The 20,455-nt window shown below is 70.8% G+C and carries 18 protein-coding genes; 11 read left to right on the forward strand and 7 right to left on the reverse strand.

Going from position 1 to position 20,455, the window contains the following annotated elements; genetic code table 11:
* The first annotated feature begins 66 nt into the window (after positions 1-66).
* Complete coding sequence (locus ACFY3V_RS07995) at positions 67-993, forward strand: VOC family protein (RefSeq protein ID WP_350942243.1); 927 nt, start codon at positions 67-69, stop codon at positions 991-993.
* Between the two features lie 78 nt (positions 994-1,071).
* On the opposite strand, the gene ACFY3V_RS08000 is transcribed toward ACFY3V_RS07995, so the two are convergent.
* Positions 1,072-2,409: a helix-turn-helix domain-containing protein gene (locus ACFY3V_RS08000; RefSeq protein WP_350942242.1), complete on the reverse strand. Its 1,338-nt coding sequence runs from the start codon at positions 2,407-2,409 to the stop codon at positions 1,072-1,074.
* A 405-nt stretch (positions 2,410-2,814) separates the two neighbouring features.
* On the opposite strand from ACFY3V_RS08000, the gene ACFY3V_RS08005 reads away from it, so the two are divergent.
* The 10 genes from ACFY3V_RS08005 to ACFY3V_RS08050 all read left to right on the forward strand — a co-directional run bounded on the left by ACFY3V_RS08005 (position 2,815) and on the right by ACFY3V_RS08050 (position 15,335).
* Positions 2,815-3,750, forward strand: a complete 936-nt coding sequence (locus tag ACFY3V_RS08005) for an ABC transporter permease (protein ID WP_389771120.1) — start codon at positions 2,815-2,817, stop codon at positions 3,748-3,750.
* Positions 3,747-4,604 carry an ABC transporter permease gene (locus ACFY3V_RS08010; protein WP_389771123.1) on the forward strand — a complete coding sequence of 286 codons (858 nt, stop codon included), beginning with the start codon at positions 3,747-3,749 and terminating at the stop codon, positions 4,602-4,604. Before ACFY3V_RS08005 ends, ACFY3V_RS08010 begins: the two co-directional genes overlap by 4 nt.
* Positions 4,601-5,632 carry an ABC transporter ATP-binding protein gene (locus tag ACFY3V_RS08015; protein WP_362903450.1) on the forward strand — a complete coding sequence of 344 codons (1,032 nt, stop codon included), beginning with the start codon at positions 4,601-4,603 and terminating at the stop codon, positions 5,630-5,632. The genes ACFY3V_RS08010 and ACFY3V_RS08015 overlap by 4 nt, the downstream gene beginning before the upstream one ends.
* The gene (locus ACFY3V_RS08020; RefSeq protein ID WP_362903448.1) at positions 5,625-6,653 is read left to right on the forward strand and encodes an ABC transporter ATP-binding protein; all 1,029 of its coding nucleotides are present in this window, start codon (positions 5,625-5,627) and stop codon (positions 6,651-6,653) included. Before ACFY3V_RS08015 ends, ACFY3V_RS08020 begins: the two co-directional genes overlap by 8 nt.
* On the forward strand, positions 6,650-9,130 hold the full coding sequence (locus tag ACFY3V_RS08025) for a CaiB/BaiF CoA transferase family protein (RefSeq protein WP_389771128.1): 2,481 nt from the start codon (positions 6,650-6,652) through the stop codon (positions 9,128-9,130). The genes ACFY3V_RS08020 and ACFY3V_RS08025 overlap by 4 nt, the downstream gene beginning before the upstream one ends.
* An 82-nt stretch (positions 9,131-9,212) precedes the next feature.
* Positions 9,213-10,469, forward strand: coding sequence for an amidohydrolase family protein (locus ACFY3V_RS08030; RefSeq protein WP_389771131.1), 1,257 nt, complete (start codon positions 9,213-9,215; stop codon positions 10,467-10,469).
* Positions 10,466-11,503, forward strand: a complete 1,038-nt coding sequence (locus tag ACFY3V_RS08035) for a peptidyl-alpha-hydroxyglycine alpha-amidating lyase family protein (protein WP_389771133.1) — start codon at positions 10,466-10,468, stop codon at positions 11,501-11,503. Before ACFY3V_RS08030 ends, ACFY3V_RS08035 begins: the two co-directional genes overlap by 4 nt.
* Positions 11,500-12,690 (forward strand): epoxyalkane--coenzyme M transferase, encoded by a 1,191-nt coding sequence (locus tag ACFY3V_RS08040; protein ID WP_350942230.1) that lies wholly within the window; start codon positions 11,500-11,502, stop codon positions 12,688-12,690. Before ACFY3V_RS08035 ends, ACFY3V_RS08040 begins: the two co-directional genes overlap by 4 nt.
* 184 nt (positions 12,691-12,874) lie before the next feature.
* Positions 12,875-14,434: an ABC transporter substrate-binding protein gene (locus ACFY3V_RS08045; protein WP_362903438.1), complete on the forward strand. Its 1,560-nt coding sequence runs from the start codon at positions 12,875-12,877 to the stop codon at positions 14,432-14,434.
* A 13-nt stretch (positions 14,435-14,447) separates the two neighbouring features.
* Positions 14,448-15,335 carry an SDR family oxidoreductase gene (locus tag ACFY3V_RS08050; RefSeq protein WP_350942227.1) on the forward strand — a complete coding sequence of 296 codons (888 nt, stop codon included), beginning with the start codon at positions 14,448-14,450 and terminating at the stop codon, positions 15,333-15,335.
* Between the two features lie 207 nt (positions 15,336-15,542).
* On the opposite strand, the gene ACFY3V_RS08055 is transcribed toward ACFY3V_RS08050, so the two are convergent.
* The 6 genes from ACFY3V_RS08055 to ACFY3V_RS08080 all read right to left on the reverse strand — a co-directional run bounded on the left by ACFY3V_RS08055 (position 15,543) and on the right by ACFY3V_RS08080 (position 20,446).
* Positions 15,543-16,325, reverse strand: a complete 783-nt coding sequence (locus ACFY3V_RS08055; RefSeq protein ID WP_389771138.1) for an amidohydrolase family protein — start codon at positions 16,323-16,325, stop codon at positions 15,543-15,545.
* Between the two features lie 164 nt (positions 16,326-16,489).
* A complete protein-coding gene (locus ACFY3V_RS08060) occupies positions 16,490-17,362 on the reverse strand; it encodes an amidohydrolase family protein (protein WP_389771141.1) in 873 nt (290 codons plus the stop codon).
* Positions 17,359-17,769 (reverse strand): lipocalin-like domain-containing protein, encoded by a 411-nt coding sequence (locus tag ACFY3V_RS08065; RefSeq protein ID WP_362926304.1) that lies wholly within the window; start codon positions 17,767-17,769, stop codon positions 17,359-17,361. The genes ACFY3V_RS08060 and ACFY3V_RS08065 overlap by 4 nt, the downstream gene beginning before the upstream one ends.
* Positions 17,766-18,533, reverse strand: a complete 768-nt coding sequence (locus tag ACFY3V_RS08070; RefSeq protein ID WP_389771146.1) for an HpcH/HpaI aldolase/citrate lyase family protein — start codon at positions 18,531-18,533, stop codon at positions 17,766-17,768. Before ACFY3V_RS08070 ends, ACFY3V_RS08065 begins: the two co-directional genes overlap by 4 nt.
* Positions 18,530-19,459: a hypothetical protein gene (locus tag ACFY3V_RS08075; RefSeq protein ID WP_389771149.1), complete on the reverse strand. Its 930-nt coding sequence runs from the start codon at positions 19,457-19,459 to the stop codon at positions 18,530-18,532. The genes ACFY3V_RS08070 and ACFY3V_RS08075 overlap by 4 nt, the downstream gene beginning before the upstream one ends.
* A 96-nt stretch (positions 19,460-19,555) precedes the next feature.
* Entirely contained in the window at positions 19,556-20,446 is an 891-nt protein-coding gene (locus ACFY3V_RS08080; protein WP_362903424.1) for a DUF6282 family protein, read from the reverse strand.
* Positions 20,447-20,455: the final 9 nt, after the last annotated feature.

Raw genomic sequence — 20,455 nt, forward strand, 5'->3', positions numbered from 1 at the left:
GTCCTCCCCGCCGCGTAGTCTTGTCGTGGCGCACCCTGTGCGCCACGAAGTGCGAGGAGATGCGGCATGCGAAGCATCGGGTACGTCGGCGTGCGGTCCGCGTCGGCGGCGGACTGGCTGGACTTCGGCCCGCGCGTCTTCGGCTTCGAGACCTACCGGCTTCCCGACGGCACGGTCCGGGTGCGCTGGTGCGACCGCTCGCACCGCCTCGCGATCCACCCGGGTGACTCCGACCGGCTGCTCTACCTCGGCTGGGAGATCGGCGCCGAGGAGTCGTTGGAGGACGTCGCGGCACACCTGACCGCCGCCGGGTTCGAGGTGACGGCGGGCTCGGCACAACTGGCGGCGGCGCGCTCGGTCGAGCGGCTCGTCTCCTTCGAGGACCCGTTCGGCCTGCGGCACGAGTTCTTCGTCGGCCAGGAGGGGACGGCGGGCTCCTACCGGGGGCACCGGCCCACGTCACGGACGGTCACCGGAGCGCTCGGCCTGGGCTTCGTCGTGCTGCGGTTGCCGGACCTGCAGCGGGGGCTCGACTTCTACGCCGACGTGATGGGCATGAAGGTGTCCGACGCGATCAACCTCGGCGCGCACCTCGGCGAGATGTGGTTCCTGCGGTGCAATCCTCGCCACCACAGCATCGCCCTGCTCAACGGGGGCGAGACCCTCGGCCTGGAGCACCTGATGATCGAGGCGACCACGCTGGAGGAGGTGGAGATCGCCTGGGACCTGGCCAGGAGCGAGATGGACGCCTTCGTCAGCCCCGGACGCCGGCTGTCGGACAACATGTTCCTGTTCCGCGTGCGCACCTCCACCGGCTTCAACCTCTGTTACGGGTGGGGGGCGACCCAGGTCGACGACGAGGAGAGCTGGATCCCGCGTTACATCGACTCGTCGACCGGCGCCGGCATCGTCTATTCGGCCGCCGCCGCCGTGACGGCGGCCGATCCGTCCCCGGAGGCCGGGCGCCGGGAGTCCGGCGGGGACCTCACATGACCTCCCCACCGAGGGCCCGAAGGCCCGGCACGGACCTCACATGCCCCCCAGCGAGGACCCGGAGGCCCGGCACGGACCTCACATGATCTCTCCGCCGAGGGCGTCGATGATCTCCAGAGCCACCTGTGCGGCGAGGCGGTCGCGATAGGTGTTCAGGTCCAGGCCGGTGATCTCCTCGATCCGGTGGATCCGGTAGGTGACCGTGTTGGGATGCACGTGCAGCAGTTTCGACGCGCGTTGCGGGCTGTTGTTCTCCCGGAAGTAGCACGTCAGCGTGGAGATGAGCTCCGAGTGGTGCTTCTTCTCGTGGCGCAGCACCTCGCCGAGGATGTCCGCGGCGAACTCGTGCAGCGTCTCGATGTCGGGCACCTGGAGCAGCAGGCGGCTGATGCCGAGCTTGTCGAAGGCGACCACGGCGCCGCGTCGGCCGAGCCGCCGGATCACCTCGTTGGTCCGCCGCGCCTCCTCGTACGAGCGGGCGATGTGCGCCGGTTCGCGGAACGCTCCACCGACGCCGATGGAGACGCCGACGTCGGGAAACAGCGCTCCGAGTCGTTGCACGCACAGGGTGCCGAGTTGCTCCGCCCGGGTGGTCGAGCCCGGCGTGGCGCTCTCGGTCAGCACCACGACCACCTCGTCCGTGCGTACCGAGGTGATCGCGCCCGGGGACTGGGCGACGAACAGGCGGGCGGTCGCACCCGCGGCGCGGTCGGCGATGAGGACACTGCGCTGGGGGTCGCCCGTGGGCGGTTCGAGGATGACCGACAGGACGCGGTGGTCACGCTCGGTGTCGTAGCCGAGGTGCTGCGCCCAGCGCACGACCTCGTCGTTGTCGCGGCCCGACCCGGACAGCAGCCCTTCGACGAGGTCGTCACGCACCTGGCTGGCCGCCGAGACGATGACGCGCTCGCGGGCCAGGATGACCCCGCAGATCGTCGCGGCGTGCTCGGCGACCAGCAGGTCGATGTCCTCGCCCTGGTCGGGGGCGGCCTCGACGAGCGAGACGAGATAGGCGGGCACGGTGTCGCCGACGAAGATCGGGGCCACGACGCGGGCTCGGCCGCGCGCCGGATCGGGCAGCCGGAGCGGGTGGCGGGACTTGCCGGCGTTGGCGAGCATGTGCGCCAGCCGGGGGTGGATCAGGTGGTCGTGGACGTACTGGATGGCGCTGTCGTCGCTCTGGCCGGGTGAGGCCGCGGCGAGGATGCCCAGCTTCTGGCTGATGATGGCCACCGTCACGTCGGTCCGGTGCGCGACGAGGTGGGCGACCGTGCCGATGTCGGCGTCCTGGAGAACCAGGCCGGACAACTGGCGGTAGATCTCCACCAGGTCACGCAGGGTGCGGTTCTCCTGGCTGATCTCGGTGGACCCGCTGGTGACACTGGTGAGGCCGGTGAACGACGACTCTGCGGCCATGTGCGAATCCTAAGGTCGAACGCCGGGGTTGCCATGTGTGTGAGCACAAAGAGTACGTCGTCATCCTGTGCTGCGGCCCACAGTGCTCCCTCGTCCCGTCGGCTATACGTGGTAACCGGCCCGCGCCCGCGGCCCTCTGACCGTGACGGCGTTTCCGGTGGTCACCGCCTTGCGACGGGCGCCCGGTAACGATGCAGAAACCGCCCATTTACGCAACGGCTCCCTCTTGACGCCCAGGTAACCGCAGGGCAGCATGGCGTTTACAACTATTGCACATTTTGTCCCATTATCGGACAACAGCGCAGTGGATCGATGTTGCACGAACGGAGCCTGCGGGTGTCTCGCCCGGCTCCGCGCACCCTTCGTTCCACGTAGCGCTGGACGGAGGTGGCGGTGAGCGCGGGCATGGTAATTCGCCGGCTCGGCGGCGGTCTGCTGGTCTTGTGGCTTGTTTCGATTCTCACCTTCCTGCTGGTACAGCTGATTCCCGGCGACCCGGCGGAAGTGATCGCCGGTGAGAACGCCACCGTGGCCGAAGTGGTCAGGATCCGCACCGAACTCGGCTTGGACAAACCCGTCCTGGAGCGGTACTTCGCCTGGTTCTCCGGCGTCCTGCAGGGAGACCTCGGCAACTCGTTGTTCACCAACAGGTCCGTCGCGGACACGATCATCGAGGCGGCGCCGCCGACCGTGGTCATCACCCTGGTGGCGATCATGATCGCCGTCGTGCTCGGTGTGACGGCCGGCATCGTCGCGGGCCTCACCCAGGGAAGCTGGATCGACCGGGCCGTCTCCGCCCTCGCCACCCTCGGCATCGCGATGCCGAGCTTCTGGCTCGCGATGGTGCTCGTGTCCGTGTTCGCGCTGGCCAATCCCTGGTTACCCGCGACCGGATACGTCGACTTCAGGGAGGGGTTCGGGGAGTGGCTCTCCTACGTGATCCTCCCGTCCACGGCGCTCGGGGTGGCCACGGCGGCGGAGCTCGCCAGGCACACCCGGGGCTGCGTGGCCGACGTGCTCACTCGCCCGTACGTGCGCACGGCACGGGCCAGAGGCGCCTCGGGCATGTGGCTGGTCCGGCGGCACATCCTGCGTAACGCGGCCATCCCGGTGGTGACCGTGCTCGGCCTGCAGGCCGGGCGGCTCCTCGGCGGAGTCATCGTGGTGGAGGCCGTGTTCGGCATCTCCGGACTCGGCTCCCTCGCCATCAACTCGGTGCTGCAACGGAACTATCCGATGATCCAGGGCTACGTCCTGTTCAGCGCCGTCATCGTGGTGGCGATCAACCTCATCGTGGACCTGGCCTACGGCTGGATCAACCCGAAGGTGCGTACGGCATGACCATGGCCACCCGGAGCGCCCGTCCGCGCCATGTCCTCCGCTCGATCCTGCGCCGGCCGTCCAGCGCGGTCGCCGTCGGATTCGTCGTCGTCCTCGTCTTCTTCGCGATCGCCGGGCCGCTCGTCTACCCGCACGACCCGGAGGTTCAGGATCTCGGCAACAGGTTCGCCGACGTCAGCCTCACGCATCTGCTCGGCACCGACGAGTTCGGCCGTGACGTCGCGAGCCGGATCATCCAGGCGTCGCGCATCGCCGTCGTCGCCCCGCTCATCTCGGTGGGCGTCGCGTTGCTCATCGGCCTGCCGCTCGGGCTGTGGGCCGGTGTGCGGCGCGGCGTCGTCGACAGCGTCGCGGGCCGGCTCGCCGACACCGTCCTCAGCCTCCCCGCCCTCGTCGGGGCGCTGGCCATCGTCGCCGTGCTCGGCCCGGGGCTGGTCAACGCGATGCTCGCGATCGGCATCATCTTCTCCCCCGGCCTGTTCCGGGTCGTACGCGGGGCGACGATGGCCGTGGCGGAGGAGACCTTCGTGGACTCGGCGGTGGCGATCGGCTCGTCCACCCGGCGAACCCTCTGGGTGCACATCCTGCCCAACATCGCCGCCCCGCTGCTGGTCCAGGTCACGATCCTGATGGGCGTCGCGCTCCTCGTCGAGGCGAGCCTGAGCTTCATCGGTCTCGGAGTACAGCCACCCGACGCGAGTTGGGGCTCGATGCTCAAGGCCGCGTACACCAACCAGTTCCACTCCCCCTTCTCGGTGGTGCCGCCCGGAATCGCGATGGTGCTGACCGTGCTCGCGTTCAACACGATCGGTGACTCGATCCGTGACGCCGTCGGACTCAGGAGGCGTACATGACAGCAGGACCGGCGCAGCGAAGCGACGCCACCGAGCCGCTGCTCTCCGTCGAGGGCCTCACCATCGACCTGCCCGGCGGCTCCAGACAGCCCGGCCTGGTCGAGGACGTCACCTTCGAGGTGCGCAAGGGGCAGGCGGTCGCGTTGATCGGCGAGTCCGGCTGCGGCAAGTCGCTCACCTCCATGGCGATCCTGGGCCTGTTGCCCGCGGCCGTCCGGGTCTCGGCGGGCGCGATCCGCTTCGACGGGGTGGACCTGCTCACCTGCGACCGGCGGCAGCTTCGCCGGATCCGCGGCGGACCGGTCGGCATGGTCTTCCAGGAGCCGATGAGCAGCCTCAACCCCACGATGACCGTCGGCGACCAGATCGCCGAGGTACGACGGCTGCACCTGGGCGAGCGGCGGTCGGTCGCGCTCAAGCAGGCCGGACAGCTGCTGAGCCGGGTCGGCATCCCGAACGCCGAGCGCAGGCTCAGGTCCTACCCGCACGAGATGAGCGGCGGCATGCAGCAACGCGTCATGATCGCGGCCGCCATCGCCTGCGACCCGAAGCTGCTGATCGCCGACGAACCGACCACCGCCCTCGACGTCACGATCCAGGCCGAGATCCTGGAGCTGCTGCGCGACCTGCGACGCGACCTCGATCTGGCCGTCCTGCTGGTCACGCACGACCTCGGCGTGGTCGCGGACTTCTGTGACGACGTGGTCGTCATGTACGCCGGTCACGTCGCCGAGCGAACCCCCGTCGACCGGCTCTTCTACGATCCTCGGCACCCGTACTCCGGCGCGCTGCTCGCCGCCGTGCCGCAGGCGGGCCGGGCCCGGAGCAGTTTGACGGTCATCCCGGGCCGGGTCCCTTCCGCAGGGCAGTTCCCCGAGGGCTGCCGGTTCGAGCCTCGCTGCGCGCACAGCGTCGAGGACTTCTGCCGGCGACCACAGGCCGACGCGGTCATCGACGACGAACGCCACACGCGATGCGGACGCGTCGCCTCCGGCGACCTGATTCTGAAGGGGGCCGTCCGTGGCTGAGGATCGTGTGGTTCTGCGCGTACGCGGCCTGAGCAAGTCGTTCCCGCTGCGCCGCGGCCTGCTGGGCCGGACGCTGGAGAGCGTCCAGGCCGTCGACGGAGTCGACCTGGAGGTACGGGCCGGCACCACGGTCGGCATCGTGGGCGAGTCCGGATCGGGCAAGACGACGGTGGGCCGGCTGATGGCCCGGCTGCTCAAGCCGGACCGGGGCACGGTCGAGGTGGAGGGCAAGGACGTCAGCAGGGCGCGCGGCAGCGAGCTCAAGGAGATGCGCGGCAAGCTCCAGGTCATCTTCCAGGATCCGTACGGCGCGCTCGACCCGACCAAGACGATCGGCCACGCCGTCGCCGAACCGCTCCTGGTCCACGGCCGGATCGGCCGGGACCAGATGCGTGAGCACGCCGCCCAGCTGCTCGGCCGGGTCACCCTCGATCCGGCGTTCGTCGACAGGTATCCGGACGAGCTGTCCGGTGGGCAGCGGCAGCGGGTCTGCATCGCCCGCGCGCTGGCGCTCTCACCGAGCGTTCTCGTCGCCGACGAGCCGACCTCCGCGCTGGACCTGTCCACCCGTTCGGAGATCCTCAACCTGCTGCTGTCCATCCAGGAGGACACCGGGCAGGCGGTGGTCCTCGTGTCCCACGACTTCGCCACGGTCAGGCACCTGTCGCACCGGATCGCGGTGATGTACCTGGGCCGGATCGTCGAGGAGGGGTCCGCGGAGCAGATCGCCACCGACCCGCGGCACCCGTACACCAAGGCGCTGCTGTCGGCGGTGCCGGTGCCCGATCCCGACGTGCAGCGCTCGCGGCGCCGCACCGTGCTGCGCGGCGAGCTTCCCGATCCGGCGAACCCCCCTTCGGGTTGCCGCTTTCGCACCCGCTGCCCGGTCGTCCAGGACGAGTGCGCTCACCTGGACCCGCCGCTGTTGCAGATCGGCGCCGAGCACCGGGTCGCGTGCGTGCTGCACCGGCCGCCGCCGAACGACGCGCTGATCGGCGAGACCCAGGAGACCTCGCGATGAGCGCCTCCCGAGCCTTCCAAACCTCAGAAGCCTCCCGAGCCCCAGGAGCCCCAGGAGCCCCAGGAGCGCTGCACGGGATCCGCGTCGTCGACTTCGGTCACCACGTCGCAGGACCGCTGGCCGCGCTCATGCTCGCCGACCAGGGGGCCGACGTTGTGCACGTCGACCGTCCTGGCGTCACTCCCGGTGCCGAAGACGCGTTCTTTAACCGGGGCAAGCGGCGGATCAGCCTCGACCTGAAGAACGCGGCGGACCTGGGCGTCGCCCGCGACCTCGTCCGGCGGGCCGACGTTCTCGTCGAGAACTTCCGGCCGGGGGTGATGGACCGGCTCGGTCTCGGCTGGGAGGAGTCACGCGCGGGCAACCCGCGGCTCGTCTACTGCTCGATGCCCGGCTTCGCGGCCGACGATCCGCGCGCCGGTGTCCCCGGCTGGGAGGGGGTCGTCGCGGCCGCCACCGGCAACTGCCGGATCCGGGCCGGTCACGCGCCGGACGGCTGGGACGACACCCGGCCGACCTACACGGCGGTACCCGTCGCGTCCAACTTCGCGGCGTTCTGCGGCGCCTTCGCGATCGTGGCGAGCCTCACCGCCCGGCACCGCACCGGACGGGGTGACCGCGTCGAGGTGCCGCTGTTCGACGCGATGTTCGAGGCCATCGGGGGGAGCGGCGCCTACCCGGTCGCGCAGGGGCTGCCGCCGGATCGGGCGATCAGTTCCAACGGCAGTGGCACCTACCGCTGCGCGGACGACAGGTATGTGCAGTTCAACCCGATCGGCGCGACACCTCGCTTCCTCACCTGGTTCCTCGACGCGGCCGGGGTGACGGCCTGGACGGGCGAGGGCCTGACCGACCGCACCCGGATGGACCGCGACCCCTCACTGCGCCGGCTACTGCACGACCGGCTCACCGCACTGTTCCGGACCCGCCCGGCGGGCGAGTGGGAGGAGCTCGCCAATGCGGCGGGCGTGCCGCTCGCCGCGGTCAGGACGCTGGGCGAATGGTTGGAGAGCGACCACGCGCTCGCCTCCGGGCAGGCCGTCGTGGTCGACGATCCGGAACTCGGCGCGACGGTGATGCCCGGCTCGGCGGTATGGCTGTCCGCCACCCCCGCGCTGCCCGGCAGGCCACGGCACCTGCCCGACGCGGACCGCGCGGAGATCATCGCCGAACTCACGTCGCCGCCCGTCGGCTCGCCGCGCGACGAGCCGACGGCGAACCAGGCGGCGGGGAACGAGTCGGCAGGAAACGAGCCGACGCGCGACGAGCCGGTGGGGAGCGAGGGCGAGCCGGTCCGTCTGCCCTACGAGGGACTGCGGGTCGTCGACCTCACCCAGATCCTGGCCGGGCCGAGCGCGGGACGGATCCTCGTCGAGTTCGGGGCCGACGTCGTCAAGATCAACTCACCGCAGCGGCGTGTCGGCGCGCACGGGTTCGTCAACCGTGGCAAGCGGACGGTCCTCGTGGACGTGAAGTCGAGCCAGGGACAGCAGATCCTCTGGCACCTCATCGACGACGCGGACGTGCTGACCCACAACTTCCCCGAGCGGACCGCCGAACGCTACGGCCTCGGCTACGAGCACGTCCGGGCCCGCCGCCCCGACATCGTCTACGTCTCCGTCAGCTGCTACGGCCACGGCGGACCCTGGACCGGCCGCCGGGGGTACGAGACCCAGGGCCAGGCCGCGACCGGGATCATGACCAGGACGGGCGGCGACGGCCGACCGGCCGTGCTGGGCCCGTACAACCTCCTGGACTACGGCACCGGCGCGATGGCCGCCTTCGCGAGCGCGGTGGGTCTCTACCATCGCGAGCTGACCGGAGAAGGCCAGCAGGTGCGCACCTCCCTCACCCAGACCGGCGGCTACCAGCAGGCGAGGTTCGCGGTGCGCCCCGCACCCGGGCTCCCGGCCGCGGCGCACGACCGGCACCGCCGCGCGGCCGAGCCGTGCGGGCCGTCCGCTCTGGGGGTCGACCCGTGGCACCGGTTCCACCGGGCGGCCGACCGATGGTTCTTCCTCGGGGCGACCCGGGAGAGCCTGCCGACGCTCCGCGAGGTCCCCGGCCTGGAGGAGGCCCTGTCCGGCCTGGACGGGTCCGACGACGACGCGGTGGCGGCGGCCCTGGAGACCGCCTTCCAGGTCGGCACCGCCCGCGAGTGGACCGACCGCCTCACCGCGGCAGGGCTGGGCGCGCACCCGGTCACGACCCTCGCGGAGCTGATGACCGACCCGTGGGCCCGATCGAGAGGGCTCACCGTCAGCCAGATCTCCGAGGAGGTCGGCGAGGTGGTGATGCCCGGCATCGCCATCCGGGTGCACGGCAACCCGCCGCGCCTGGGCCACCCGGTACGCCGACCGGGCGCCGACGCGCGCGAGGTGCTGGACCGGATCGGGCTCGCCGACTCGGCCGAGGCACTCGCGGCGGGCTGGGCCGTGCAGATGACCGCGCTGCCCCCTGGCTGGGACCACTTCTGACCGCCGACCGGCAAACCGAACAGCACATCCAGGCCCGCTGAGCGGGACGTGCCGCGATCGCGGCACCGACAGGAGGACTCTGATGAGCGACGACCCGGTCACCCGGTACGACCTGTTGATCAAGGGCGGCCGGGTTCTGGACCCCGGGCAGGAACTCGACGGCGTCATGGACATCGCCGTCACCGGCGGCCGGATCACCAAGGTCGGCGGGAACATCCCCGCCGACTCGGCCCGCCGGGTGATCGACGCGAGCGGCCCCGGACGCTACGTCGTCCCCGGGCTGATCGACATCCACACGCACGTCGCGCACGGCGCGATCACCCCGGGTGTGGGCATGGAGGGCTGCGACCCCGACGCCATCGGCGTGCGTTCCGGAGTCACCACACTGGTCGACGCCGGATCCGTCGGCGTCGCCAACATCGGTGTCTTCTCCGCCTACATCCAGCCGAACGCCAGGACACGGGTCGTCCCGTACCTGAACATCGGCAGCTACGCGCACACCATGCCCACGATGATCGACGTCAACGACCTGGCAGAGATCGACCCGGTCGCCATCGCGAAGTGCGTCGCCGCCAATCCCGGGCTGGTCCAGGGCATCAAGCTGCGGCTCGTCGGGCCGCTCGTCGCCACGCACGGCAAGGACATCGTGTCCGCGACCAAGGCGGTGGCGAGGGAGCACGGGCTCCCGCTCATGGTGCACATCGGCGACCTGTCCGCGCGGCGGCGCCCCGATCCGCACCTGCTCGAACCGGCCACCCGGTTCGCCATCGAGCAGCTCGACGCGGGAGACATTCTCACCCATCTGTGCACGCCGAACCACGGCGGCGTGATGGACGCGGCGGATCGGATGATGCCCGCCCTGCTCGCCGCCCGCGAGCGCGGGATCACCCTCGACTCCGCGCTGGGCAGGGGCAACTTCGGCTACCGGGTCGCGAGCGAGCAGCGCGCGCTCGGGCTGCTCCCCGACACCATCAGCAGCGACCTGACCGCGGCCGGAGAGACCTTCCACTCGCTGCTGGAGTGCATGGCCAAGTTCATGGCCGTGGGCTACAGCCTGTCCGAGGTGGTCCGGATGACCACGGCGAACGCGGCGCGGGCGATCGGCGCGGAGCACGAGCTCGGCGCGATCGCGGCCGGCAGGGAGGCCGACCTCACGGTGCTCGACCTGGTCGAAGGCGACTTCGAGTTCGTCGACACCAAACAGGAGGTCTTCCACGGCGGCTTCGGCCTGCGGCCGGTGCAGACCGTACGGGCCGGCGAGCTGATCGCGCCGGGTTGGGGCACCCACCCATGGGGTTGGCTGCCGGCGCCGCGTTCCACCTCCGGGGCGGCGTCATGACGGGCGGGCGGAGGTTCGAGGTCGACGCCGACTGGGAGCGGCTGCCCGACGACCTGCGGCACGCCGACGTGGCCGCGGTCGACGTGGACGCGGCCGACCGCGTCTACCTGTTCACCCGCTTCGACGGCCAGGTCATCGTGTACGAGCGGGACGGCACCTTCGTCCGCAGCTGGGGAAAGGGCCTGTTCACCACGCCGCACGGGCTGACCGTCGGACCGGACGGCGGCGTCTACTGCGTCGACGCGGGCGACCACACGGTCCGCAAGTTCACCCCCGAGGGCGAGTTGCTCATGACGCTGGGCACCGCCGGGACGGCGTCGGACACCGGGTTCGTCTCCGGTCGGCCGGTGCACGTGCACAGCGTCGAGGGCGTTCGGTACGCGGGCGGGCCGTTCAACCGGCCCACCAACCTCGCCGTCGCCCCGAACGGCGACCTCTACGTGACCGACGGGTACGGAAACAGCCGAGTGCACCGGTTCACCGCGTCCGGTGAGCTGATCGGCTCCTGGGGCGAGCCCGGCACCGGTCCCGGCCGGTTCCACCTGCCGCACTGCCTGGACGTCGCGGCGGACGGGCGGGTGTTCGTCGGCGACCGCGAGAACGACCGGATCCAGATCTTCACCCCGGACGGGGAGTTCATCGAGGAGTGGACCGACATCCGGCGCCCGTGCGACCTCACCATCGCCCCGGACGGCTCGGTGTTCGTCGTCGAGCTGTGGCGGCCGGAAGGCAAGAGGTCGTTCGTGCACGGCGAGGCGCTGGAGGACCAGCCCGCCCGGCTCACCGTGCTGGACCGGCACGGCGCCGTGGTCGAGCGGTGGGGCGACTCCACGACGGACCGCACCGCGGCCGGCAACTTCATCGCGCCGCACGGGGTCGCGCTGGACTCCCACGGAGACCTGTACGTCGCGGAGGTGACGTACAGCTTCGCCATCAGACCCGGCTGGGTCGCGCCGTCGAGCGGACGGCACCAACTGCAGAAGTTCCTGCGCGTCGGCGCGGGAGAAGACACCTTGGCTAGGAGACACGCATGAGGCGCGAAAACGGTCGGATTCTCACCACGCACGGCGGCAACCTGCCGCGTCCCAAGGACCTGGACGAGCTGATCGCCCAGGGCGATCAGGAGGCCGTCGACGCGCGGCTGCCGAGCGCGGTGGCCGAGGTCGTCGCCCGTCAGATGGAGTGCGGCCTCGACGTCGTCAACGACGGCGAGTACGTCAAGGCCGCGAACCTGTCCGCCTACAGCGGCTACATCCACGCCCGGGTGACCGGCTGGGAGACCCTGCCCATCGACCCGAACGTCCCGCCCAAGCGCGAGTACGTCGCCGCGCGCGACAAGGCGGACTTCCCCGGCACCTACGCCTCCGGCCTCTGGCTGGCCGGATCCGGAGGGCCGGTGCGGCCCGGCTTCTCGACCCCGGGCGCCGCGCCGAAGCCGCCGACGTCGGGCCGGGTGTGCACCTCCCCGATCACCTACATCGGCCAGGACGCCATCGCGGCCGACATCGCCGCGATGAAGACGGCGGTCGAAGGCAAGGAGGTGGACGGTTTCATCGCCGCGCTGGGACCGCTCAGCCTGGGCGCGGGTGCGAGGAACGAGCACTACGCGAGCGAGGAGGAGTACATGTTCGCGGTCGCCGAGGCGCTCCGCGAGGAGTACCGGGCGGTCACCGACGCCGGCCTGGTGCTGCAGATCGACGAGCCCGAGTTCGCGACCACCTGGCAGTTCCACCCCACCTGGACGGTCGAGGACCTGCGTCGTTACCTCGAGTTCGCGGTAGAGGTGATCAACCACAGCATCGACGGGTTGCCCTCCGAGCAGATCCGGATGCACACCTGCTGGGGCAGCGGTCACCGGCCGCACACCCAGGACATCGGCCTCGAACACATCGCGGACCTGCTGATCAAGGTCAACACCCAGGCCTACGCCATCGAGTCCGGCAACGTCCGGCACGCGCACGAGTGGCGGGTGTGGGAGGACGTGAAACTGCCCGAGGGCAAGATCCTCGCCCCCGGAGTGGTCAGCCACGCCACCGACCTGGTCGAACACCCCCTCCTCGTCGCCGAACGGCTGACGAACTTCGCCAGCGTGGTGGGCAAGGAGAACCTGCAGGCGGGGACCGACTGCGGGATCGGATCGCGCGTGGGCCACGAGGAGATCGTGTGGGCGAAGCTCGCCGCGCTCGCGGAGGGCGCCGCGATCGCCGGTAGCCGGTTGTAGGCCGGTCCACAGCACAAGTCCAGGACCTGGTGGGGGCGTGATTCAGCGTCACGGCTGAAGACGGGGCACCGAGAACCACGGCACACGCGGACGCGGGCCGGCACGTCGACGACGGAGCCGGAGAGCGCCGCGGGTCGCCAGTCATACCAGTCAAGCTCGCTTCTGAAATATGGAGGCATAAGCCGTGAAACGAGCAGCAGTAAAAACGGCCGGCGCATTTCTCGCCACCGGTCTCGCCCTCTCCGGCTGTGGCGCCGGGACGACCGACCGGCCGACGTCGAACACCTCCGGCGCCTCCGGTGACTCCGGTGCCTTCGACAACGCGGCTATCCTGCGGTGGGCCGTGCCGGGCAACCCGACCTCCTTCGATCCCCGCAAGGCCGCGCCGCTTGACCCGGTGTTCCTCGACGTGGTCTACGAGCACCTGATCCGCCGGAGTGCGGCCGGTGAGATCGGGCCGGGGCTCGCGACCGAGTGGACGTTCTCCGACGAGAACAAGGTGATCACCCTCAAGCTGCGCGAAGGGGTGAAGTTCCACAACGGCGAGGAGTTCGACGCCAAGGCCGTCAAGGCGTCGCTGGAGGCGTACAAGAAGAGCGGCGCGCTCGTGACGACGCTGTCGGTGCTCGACAAGGTCGAGGTCACCGGCCCGTCCGAGGTGAAGCTCACCTTCTCCGAGCCGGCCGGCTACATGATCAACGTGCTCGCCGGTGAGGCCGGCATCGTGGTCGCGCCCGGTGCGCTCGACGCCGAGGACCTGCCGACCAAGCCGGTCGGCACCGGCCCCTTCGAGATCGACACGCTGCAGGTGGGCAAGGTCACCTTCAAGAAGTTCGAGGGCTACTGGAACGCCGCCGAGACGACCATCGGCGGCCTGGAGATGACGGTCTACTCCGACGAGACGACCCGCCTGCGCGCGGTGAAGTCGGGCCAGGCCGACGGCACCTCGATCACGCCCGGCCAGATCAAGGAGGCCGAGGCGGACGGCCTGACCGTGGTCAGGGGCCCCAACACCACCTTCAACGGAATCCTGCTGAACACCTCCGTCAAGGGGCTCGACAACCCCAAGGTGCGGCAGGCGTTGATGTACGCCATCGACCGCGACGCGATCAGCAAGAACCTGTACGAGGGCGCCTGCGTCTCCGCGGTGCAGCCGTACCAGGAGGGCTTCTGGGCCCACGTGCCCGAACTGAGCGACGTGTCCTCCTACTACGACCCGGAGAAGGCCAAGAAACTCCTCGCCGAGGCCGGCCTGCCGAACGGCATGGACATAACGCTGGAGGTCGGCCCCAACACGTCGTACCAGATCCTCGCCCAGGCACTGCAGGCACAGCTGCAGAAGGTGGGGATCAAGGCCACGATCAAGGTCCTGGAATTCCAGCAGATGATCACCGCTCGCCGGACCGGCCAGTTCACCGCCACGGTGGCGCTGGTACAGGCCGGTCGGCCCGACCCGAGCCAGTTCGTCGCGGACTTCTACACGAAGGGCGGCGCGTACAACCCCGGCGGCTTCTCCCAGGACGGGATCGGCGAACTGCTGGCGAAGGCACGGGCCAGCGACGACGTCACGGAGCGGGCGGCACCGATGCACCAGATCATCAAGGAGGTCGCGGCGGCCGGACCCCCGGTGATCCCGGTGTGCGGCGTGACCTACGTGGCGGCCTTCCGCAAGGGGGTGACCGGCCTCGACGTACCGGTGGTCGGTGACTACCACTACAGCTCAGTGAAGATCAGCAAGCAATAGAGAGAGGAAGCCCATGCGGCTCAACGACAAGGTGGCCGTCGTCACCGGATCAGGGCGTGGCCTCGGCCGCGCGTACGCCGAGGCGCTGGGCGCGGCCGGTGCCGCCGTGGTGGTCAACGACATCGACGCCGATGTCGCCAAGGAGACCGTCGAGGCGATCACCGCCGCCGGTGGGCGTGCCGTCGCCGAGGTGTGCGCCGTCGGCACCGCGGAGTCGGCCGACGCCCTGGTCCAGCGGGCCGTCTCGGAGTTCGGCCGCCTGGACGTGATGTGCACCAACGCCGGCGCGCTGCGCGACCGTACGCTGGCCAAGGTCACGGACGAGGAGTTCGACCTCGTGGTGGACAGCCACGTCCGCGGCACCTTCACCTGCGGTCGCGCCGCGGTGCGCCGATTCCGCGAGCAGGGCGGCGGTGGCCGGCTGATCCTGGTCGGCTCACCCGCCGGCCAGTACGGCGGCTTCGGGCAGACGGCGTACGCCGCGTCCAAGGCGGCCATCATCGCCATGGTGCGGGTGTGGTCGACCGAGACGGCGAAGCTGGGCGTGACCGTGAACGCGATCGTGCCCACCGCGCTGACCAGGATGGCCGCGACCATCCCGTCGCTGACCGAGGTCGTCGCCGCGGTCGAGGCGGGCGGCCCGGTCCCGGCCGACCTGCGCCGGCGCGGCATCGGCAAGGTCGAGGACGTGGCGCCGCTCGTCGTCTACCTCGCCTCGGACGAGTCGGCCGGCGTCACCGGGCAGTACATCGGCTTCGGCGGCGACAGGTTCGCGATCTGGGCGCACCCGAAGGAGGCGTTCGTCACGCACCGCGACGGCGGGTGGAGCGCGGAGCAACTCGCCGCCGACTTCGCCGGGTTCTCCGAGCACCTGCAGAGCCACCTGCCGCCCCCGAAGTGACCGGCGAGAGCCGTCCCAGCCTGGCTGGGACGGCTCTGTTGTGCGGTTCGGTCGTGCGGCTCAGTTGTGCGGCTCGACCGTGCGGTCCGGTCGCGACGGTCGGCGCATGCCGGCCGCGCTCGGCCGAAGAAGTACGCCTCCTCGGTCGCAGGAGCGCGCGTGCTCGGTTGAAGAAGTACACATACTCGACCGAAAGAGACCTCGTGCTCAGCCGAAGTAGAACGCGTGCGAGGCGAGTGAGATCCGCCTGCGGATCTCGGGATCGGGGACGAGCCGCGCGAAGGAGTCGACGGCGTCACGATAGGTGACCGGATGCCGGGCGCCGACGAACGGGGCGTCGCTCCCCCAGAAGACGTGCTCCGGCCCGGCGGCCCCGATCAGGGTCGCCGCGTGACCGGCCAGCGTGTCCTCGCCGACGCCGAAGCGATAGCCCGCGGACAGCTTCACCCACACCCTGCCGGTGTCGAGGGCGCGCAGGAGCGCCGCACCACCGGCGCCCGTGTAGCCGGCGACCCGGTCCGGGTCGCCGAAGTGGTCCACGACGACCTTCACCCCCGAGGCGGTCAGCCGCTCCAGCACCGGCGGCAACCGGTCGCCCTCGATGTTCAGCTCGATGTGCCAGTCGAGGTCCGCGACCCGGAACAGCAGCCGCCGGTACGCCGGTTCGGTGAGGTCCGGCAGGTCGGCGAGCCGTCGCCACTGGAACCTGACGCCCACCACACCGTCGGACTTCATCCGGTCCAGGACGTACCGATCGACGGTGGGCTCGACGATGACGGTCCCGCGCAGCCGCTCGTGCGCCCGCAACGCCTCGATCGTGTAGTCGTTCAGGTCGCCGAGCAGGCTCATCGCCGACAGCACACCGTAGCCGACGCCGTGCTCGTCCATCATCGACACGAACGTGTCCGCCGTCAGCTCCCCCTCGGGCCGGGTCCAGGCCCGCGCCGCGAGAGGCAGCGCGCGGGTGAACAGGTGGACATGGGTGTCCACGAGAGGCACCCCACTCTCCGGCGGGACGTCGCGACGAAACACCCCGCCCTCAGGCAGACCGTCACCCGTCACGGCGCCACGACGAGGCACCCCACCCTCGGGCAGACCGTCATCCGCCACGGCGTCATGACGAGGCACCCCGCTCTCGGACAAGCCGTCACCCGTCACGGCGTCGCGATCCGGTAGAGCGAGGCCGCCGTCCCGCCGAGGACCAGGGCGGCGTCCCTCGCTGACAGGCCGGAGACCGACTCGCGCGCGATCCCGACCATGTCCGCGTAGGCGCCGGCGGTCTGGGTGACGTCCGAACCCCACAGCACCCGCTCCGCGCCGAACCGGGAGACGAGCCATTCGACCACGACCGACGGCGCACCGCCCGCGGCGATGATTCTGGCGAAGTTGAGCGTCGTCACCTTGACGTGGACCTGCGGCAGGTCGGCGAGCGCGAGCAACTCGCCGGCCCCCGGATAGGGCGCGGGGCGATCCGTCTCGACGCTCGCGATGTGATCGAGCACGACCGGTGTGTCCGGGAACTCGCGGACCACCGCGGCGAGCGCGCGCAGGCTCTCGTCGCGGTTCCAGCGGTAGATGTGCAGGCACATCGACAGGCCGAGTTCGCTCGCCTGCCGCCACACCTCGCGGGCCCGCTCTCCGGCGAACCACTCGGTTCCGGGGGTGCCGCCGTGCTGGTTTCCGCCCGGCGAGGTGAGGCGGACGGCCGCGGCGCCGCGCTCCGCCCAGTGGCGTACGGTCCGCGCCGCGTCCGGGGCCTGCGCGTCGAGGACGCACATGGCGGCGAGCCGGTCGGGGTGCCGGGCCGCCGAGTCCACCACGTAGCTGTTGTCGTAGCCGAACACGTGGGCGCGCTGGACGGCGACCGCGCCCGACAGCTCGTGGTCGCGCATCGCGGCGAGCAGCCGTTCCGCGGTCATCGGATCGTCGCGTACGGCGTCGCTGACCGAGCCGCCGGGCGGGTTGAACGGGTAGGCCGGGTCGTTGGTCACCAGGTGCGCGTGTGCGTCGATCAGGGCGGGGGTCATCGGATGCGCTCCCAGGTGAGGATGGGGGTGGGCGGCCTGCCGGGGGTTCGCTCGGCGCGCAGGATGAGCCGGTCACCGTCCACGACGGCGAGGCGGACCAGGGTGGCGCCGATCCAGTTGGGATAGATCGCGGTCTCGACCTGGTGGACGACGCGGTCGCCGGACCATTCGTAGCGTCCGGCGTACGCGCCGAAGGTCCGTACGGCGGCGAGCTTCTCCTCGTCGGTGGTCCACCGCCAGTTCTCCGTCCGCAGGAGCGGGCGGTCTCCGGCCATGTACTGCACCGACATGTAGCCGTCGGGGCCGTAGATGAGCAGGCCGAGCGGCTTGTCCCCGAGGGAGCGCGCGCCGTCGTCGGGCTCGCCTTCCATGACGTAGTCGACCAGCCGCCAGGTTCCGACGATCATGAGGTCGCGCCCATCTGCTCCCGGAACGCCCGCGTCATGGAGTGGGCCGTGCGGGCGAGCATGGTGGCGTCGTTGCCCATGATGAGGAACTGGTGGCCGAGGGCGGCGGTCCCGACGGCCGACGACGCGTCCACACACGCCGCGCCGCAGGGCTTGCCCGCCGCGGCGGCCGCGGCCCGCGCCCGGTCGAGCGACTCCTTGACCACGGGATCGTTCATGCGGACCCCGAGCGCGAGGGAGAGGTCACCGGCGCCCAGGAACACCGCGTCGACCCCCGGCACGGCGAGAATGCCGGCGGCGGCGTCGATCGCCGCGGGGCTCTCCAGTTGGGGGACGCAGACGACGTCCTCGTTGCCGACCCGGACGTACTCGTCTCGGGACATCAGCCCCCACCTGCCCGCGCGGCTGGTGCCGCCCGCTCCTCGTTGGCCGAGGGGCGGGAAGCGGGTGGCCGCCACCACCCGTTCGGCGTCGGTGACCGAGTCGACGCGGGGGGCGAGGATGCCCCGGGCACCGGCGTCGAGGACCCGCTGGATGGTGCCGGCCTGGTGGTCGGGCACGCGTACCAGGGGGTCGACGCCGTACGCCGAGGCGGCGCTGATCATCCGGGCGGCGAGGGTGAGGTCGATGGGAGAGTGTTCGAGGTCGATCACCACGAAGTCGAATCCGGCGTCGGCCATGATGTCGACGCTCTCGACGGTCGCCAGCTTGATCCAGGTGCCCAGCCTCGGCGTTTGCGCGGAGGCTGTCGCGAAGAACGTCATGCGGTCGTGATGTGGTCGGGGGCCGGGTACTCGTCGGCGTTGAGCACCCATCCGGCCTTGGCGGAGAAGTCGGCGCGCGGCGGGCTGAAGATGTCGATGAGCATGTGCACGCCGTCGCCGACCGCCTGGCTGGTGTGCACGGTGGGCGGCGGGATGATCGCGACGGCGGGGCTGCCGACGGCCGCGTGCTCGTCGGCGCGCCACTGGGAGCGCTTCGACGTCCAGGGCGTCCGGACATGGTGGATGTAGTCACCGGCGACGGTGAGCGAGCACTGCTCGAAGTCGTCGTGGTGATGGGGGGAGAGCCGGTCGGGGTCGCGCGGGCCGTCCTTGGGGTCCCCGAAGTTGACCATGAAGGCGCTGGACCGGAAGATGCGGCCGAACCGGCCGGGTCGCAGCGGGAAGTCGGCGTTGCGGTAGACGCGCAGGCGGTGGCCGGCGGGCGGCTCCGGCCACGGCTCCAGCAGGGCGACGCGTGGGTGTGGCTCGGCGTACTCCGAGGCGTTGCCGCAGCGTGCGAGGAGGTCGGCGGTGCGGACGTCGAACAGGCGGACCAGGTCGGCGTCGCCGTGCGCGGTGAGCTCGCTGTCGCCGGGGGGCACGATGACCACGCCGCTCCCGGTCACCGTCCGGCTTTCCGCGCCGGCCGTCACGTCGATCGTGATGTCGTCGTGGGGGAGGACGACGACGTACTCCTCCCGCTGCGCGGCCGCGTCGCGGCGGAGCGCGTCGCCGGGGACCAGGCGGGTGAAGGCGAGCACGAAGTTCTGGCCGCGGACGTACCAGGTCTTGCTGCCGAGCTCGGTGACCTCGTCGGGCGGCAGCGCGAGGAACTCGTAGGTGGCGAGCGCGGCGATGGGGTCGTTCGGGTTCGTCGTGGCCGGCGCCGTGTTGAGCGCGGCGCGAGGGTCGTTGGGGCCGTACATGTGGTTCGTCCTTACAGTCAGTCGTCCGGGCCGAGCAGGTCGAAGAGGGCGGACCGTCACTCGTCCGGGCCGAGCGGGTGCGAGGGGTGCGGACCGTCAGTCGTCCAGGCCGAGCAGGTACGAGGGGTTGACGCGGACTATCTGCCGCAGGTCCTTCTCCGGCAGTCCGAGGTCGAGCAGCGCGGACCCGACCCGGATGAAGGAGTCGACAGGCATCGGGCGGCCGACCTGGCCGAGGTCGGAGGCGAGCACGGTGTGTTCGGGCCCGACCCGCTCGATCCAGTCCATCAGTACTTCCGGACCCCACCGCACGTTCGCCACCTCGGGGTCGTACATGCTGGTCTCATGCTCGATGTAGGCGCCGAGCATGACGAACTCCCGGCACTGCGCCGGGTCGGAGCCGATCACGAAATTCGGATGGCTGACCACCAACCGCCGGACTCCGGCGTCGCGCGCGGCGGTGAAGACCTCCCTGATGTCGTCGGGTGCCATGTGCCCGGCGGAGAGCAGCGCGCCGGTCTCGGCGACGACCGAGATGACCTGGCCGACCTCGGGGATGAGCTCGCCGTCCGGGCCGCGTACGTCGACCTGGGTGGTGGTGAGGGGGATCGTCGGTTTGGGGAAGCCGCCGCCGGAGTTGTGGTGGTCGACGTGCGCGGCGGAGGAGATGGTGGGAAACCAGACGCACCGCCCGCCCATCCGCAGGCACATCTCCACCGCGTGCGGGTTGATGCCGCCGACCTGGTTGTTCAGCGCGATGCCGCCGTAGACGGCGGTGCTCACGCCTTTCAGCCGGTCGCCCATCGCGAGGAGGTCCATCACCGTGTTGTGGTGGTGGGACTTCGCCAGGAAGGCGCGCATGCCCAGCCGCGCACCGTCCTCGGCGGCCTGGACGTGGTCGAACCTGCGCGGCAGCGGGTTGGGGCCGGAGTGGCAGTGCAGGTCGACGAGGCCGTGCAGGACTCGCTCGATCGCGGGTCGGGTCATCGTTGTCCC

This window comes from Streptosporangium sp. NPDC000095, from assembly GCF_042899335.1.
In the GTDB taxonomy this organism is placed as follows: domain Bacteria; phylum Actinomycetota; class Actinomycetes; order Streptosporangiales; family Streptosporangiaceae; genus Streptosporangium.

Bases quoted from the DNA above. Each gene is read 5' to 3' on its own strand.
- ACFY3V_RS07995 (WP_350942243.1), top strand. From the start codon at position 67: ATGCGAAGCATCGGGTACGTCGGCGTGCGGTCCGCGTCGGCGGCGGAC.
- ACFY3V_RS08000 (WP_350942242.1), bottom strand. From the start codon at position 2,409: ATGGCCGCAGAGTCGTCGTTCACCGGCCTCACCAGTGTCACCAGCGGG.
- ACFY3V_RS08005 (WP_389771120.1), top strand. From the start codon at position 2,815: ATGGTAATTCGCCGGCTCGGCGGCGGTCTGCTGGTCTTGTGGCTTGTT.
- ACFY3V_RS08010 (WP_389771123.1), top strand. From the start codon at position 3,747: ATGACCATGGCCACCCGGAGCGCCCGTCCGCGCCATGTCCTCCGCTCG.
- ACFY3V_RS08015 (WP_362903450.1), top strand. From the start codon at position 4,601: ATGACAGCAGGACCGGCGCAGCGAAGCGACGCCACCGAGCCGCTGCTC.
- ACFY3V_RS08025 (WP_389771128.1), top strand. From the start codon at position 6,650: ATGAGCGCCTCCCGAGCCTTCCAAACCTCAGAAGCCTCCCGAGCCCCA.
- ACFY3V_RS08030 (WP_389771131.1), top strand. From the start codon at position 9,213: ATGAGCGACGACCCGGTCACCCGGTACGACCTGTTGATCAAGGGCGGC.
- ACFY3V_RS08035 (WP_389771133.1), top strand. From the start codon at position 10,466: ATGACGGGCGGGCGGAGGTTCGAGGTCGACGCCGACTGGGAGCGGCTG.
- ACFY3V_RS08040 (WP_350942230.1), top strand. From the start codon at position 11,500: ATGAGGCGCGAAAACGGTCGGATTCTCACCACGCACGGCGGCAACCTG.
- ACFY3V_RS08050 (WP_350942227.1), top strand. From the start codon at position 14,448: ATGCGGCTCAACGACAAGGTGGCCGTCGTCACCGGATCAGGGCGTGGC.
- ACFY3V_RS08060 (WP_389771141.1), bottom strand. From the start codon at position 17,362: ATGACCCCCGCCCTGATCGACGCACACGCGCACCTGGTGACCAACGAC.
- ACFY3V_RS08065 (WP_362926304.1), bottom strand. From the start codon at position 17,769: ATGATCGTCGGAACCTGGCGGCTGGTCGACTACGTCATGGAAGGCGAG.
- ACFY3V_RS08070 (WP_389771146.1), bottom strand. From the start codon at position 18,533: ATGACGTTCTTCGCGACAGCCTCCGCGCAAACGCCGAGGCTGGGCACC.
- ACFY3V_RS08075 (WP_389771149.1), bottom strand. From the start codon at position 19,459: ATGTACGGCCCCAACGACCCTCGCGCCGCGCTCAACACGGCGCCGGCC.
- ACFY3V_RS08080 (WP_362903424.1), bottom strand. From the start codon at position 20,446: ATGACCCGACCCGCGATCGAGCGAGTCCTGCACGGCCTCGTCGACCTG.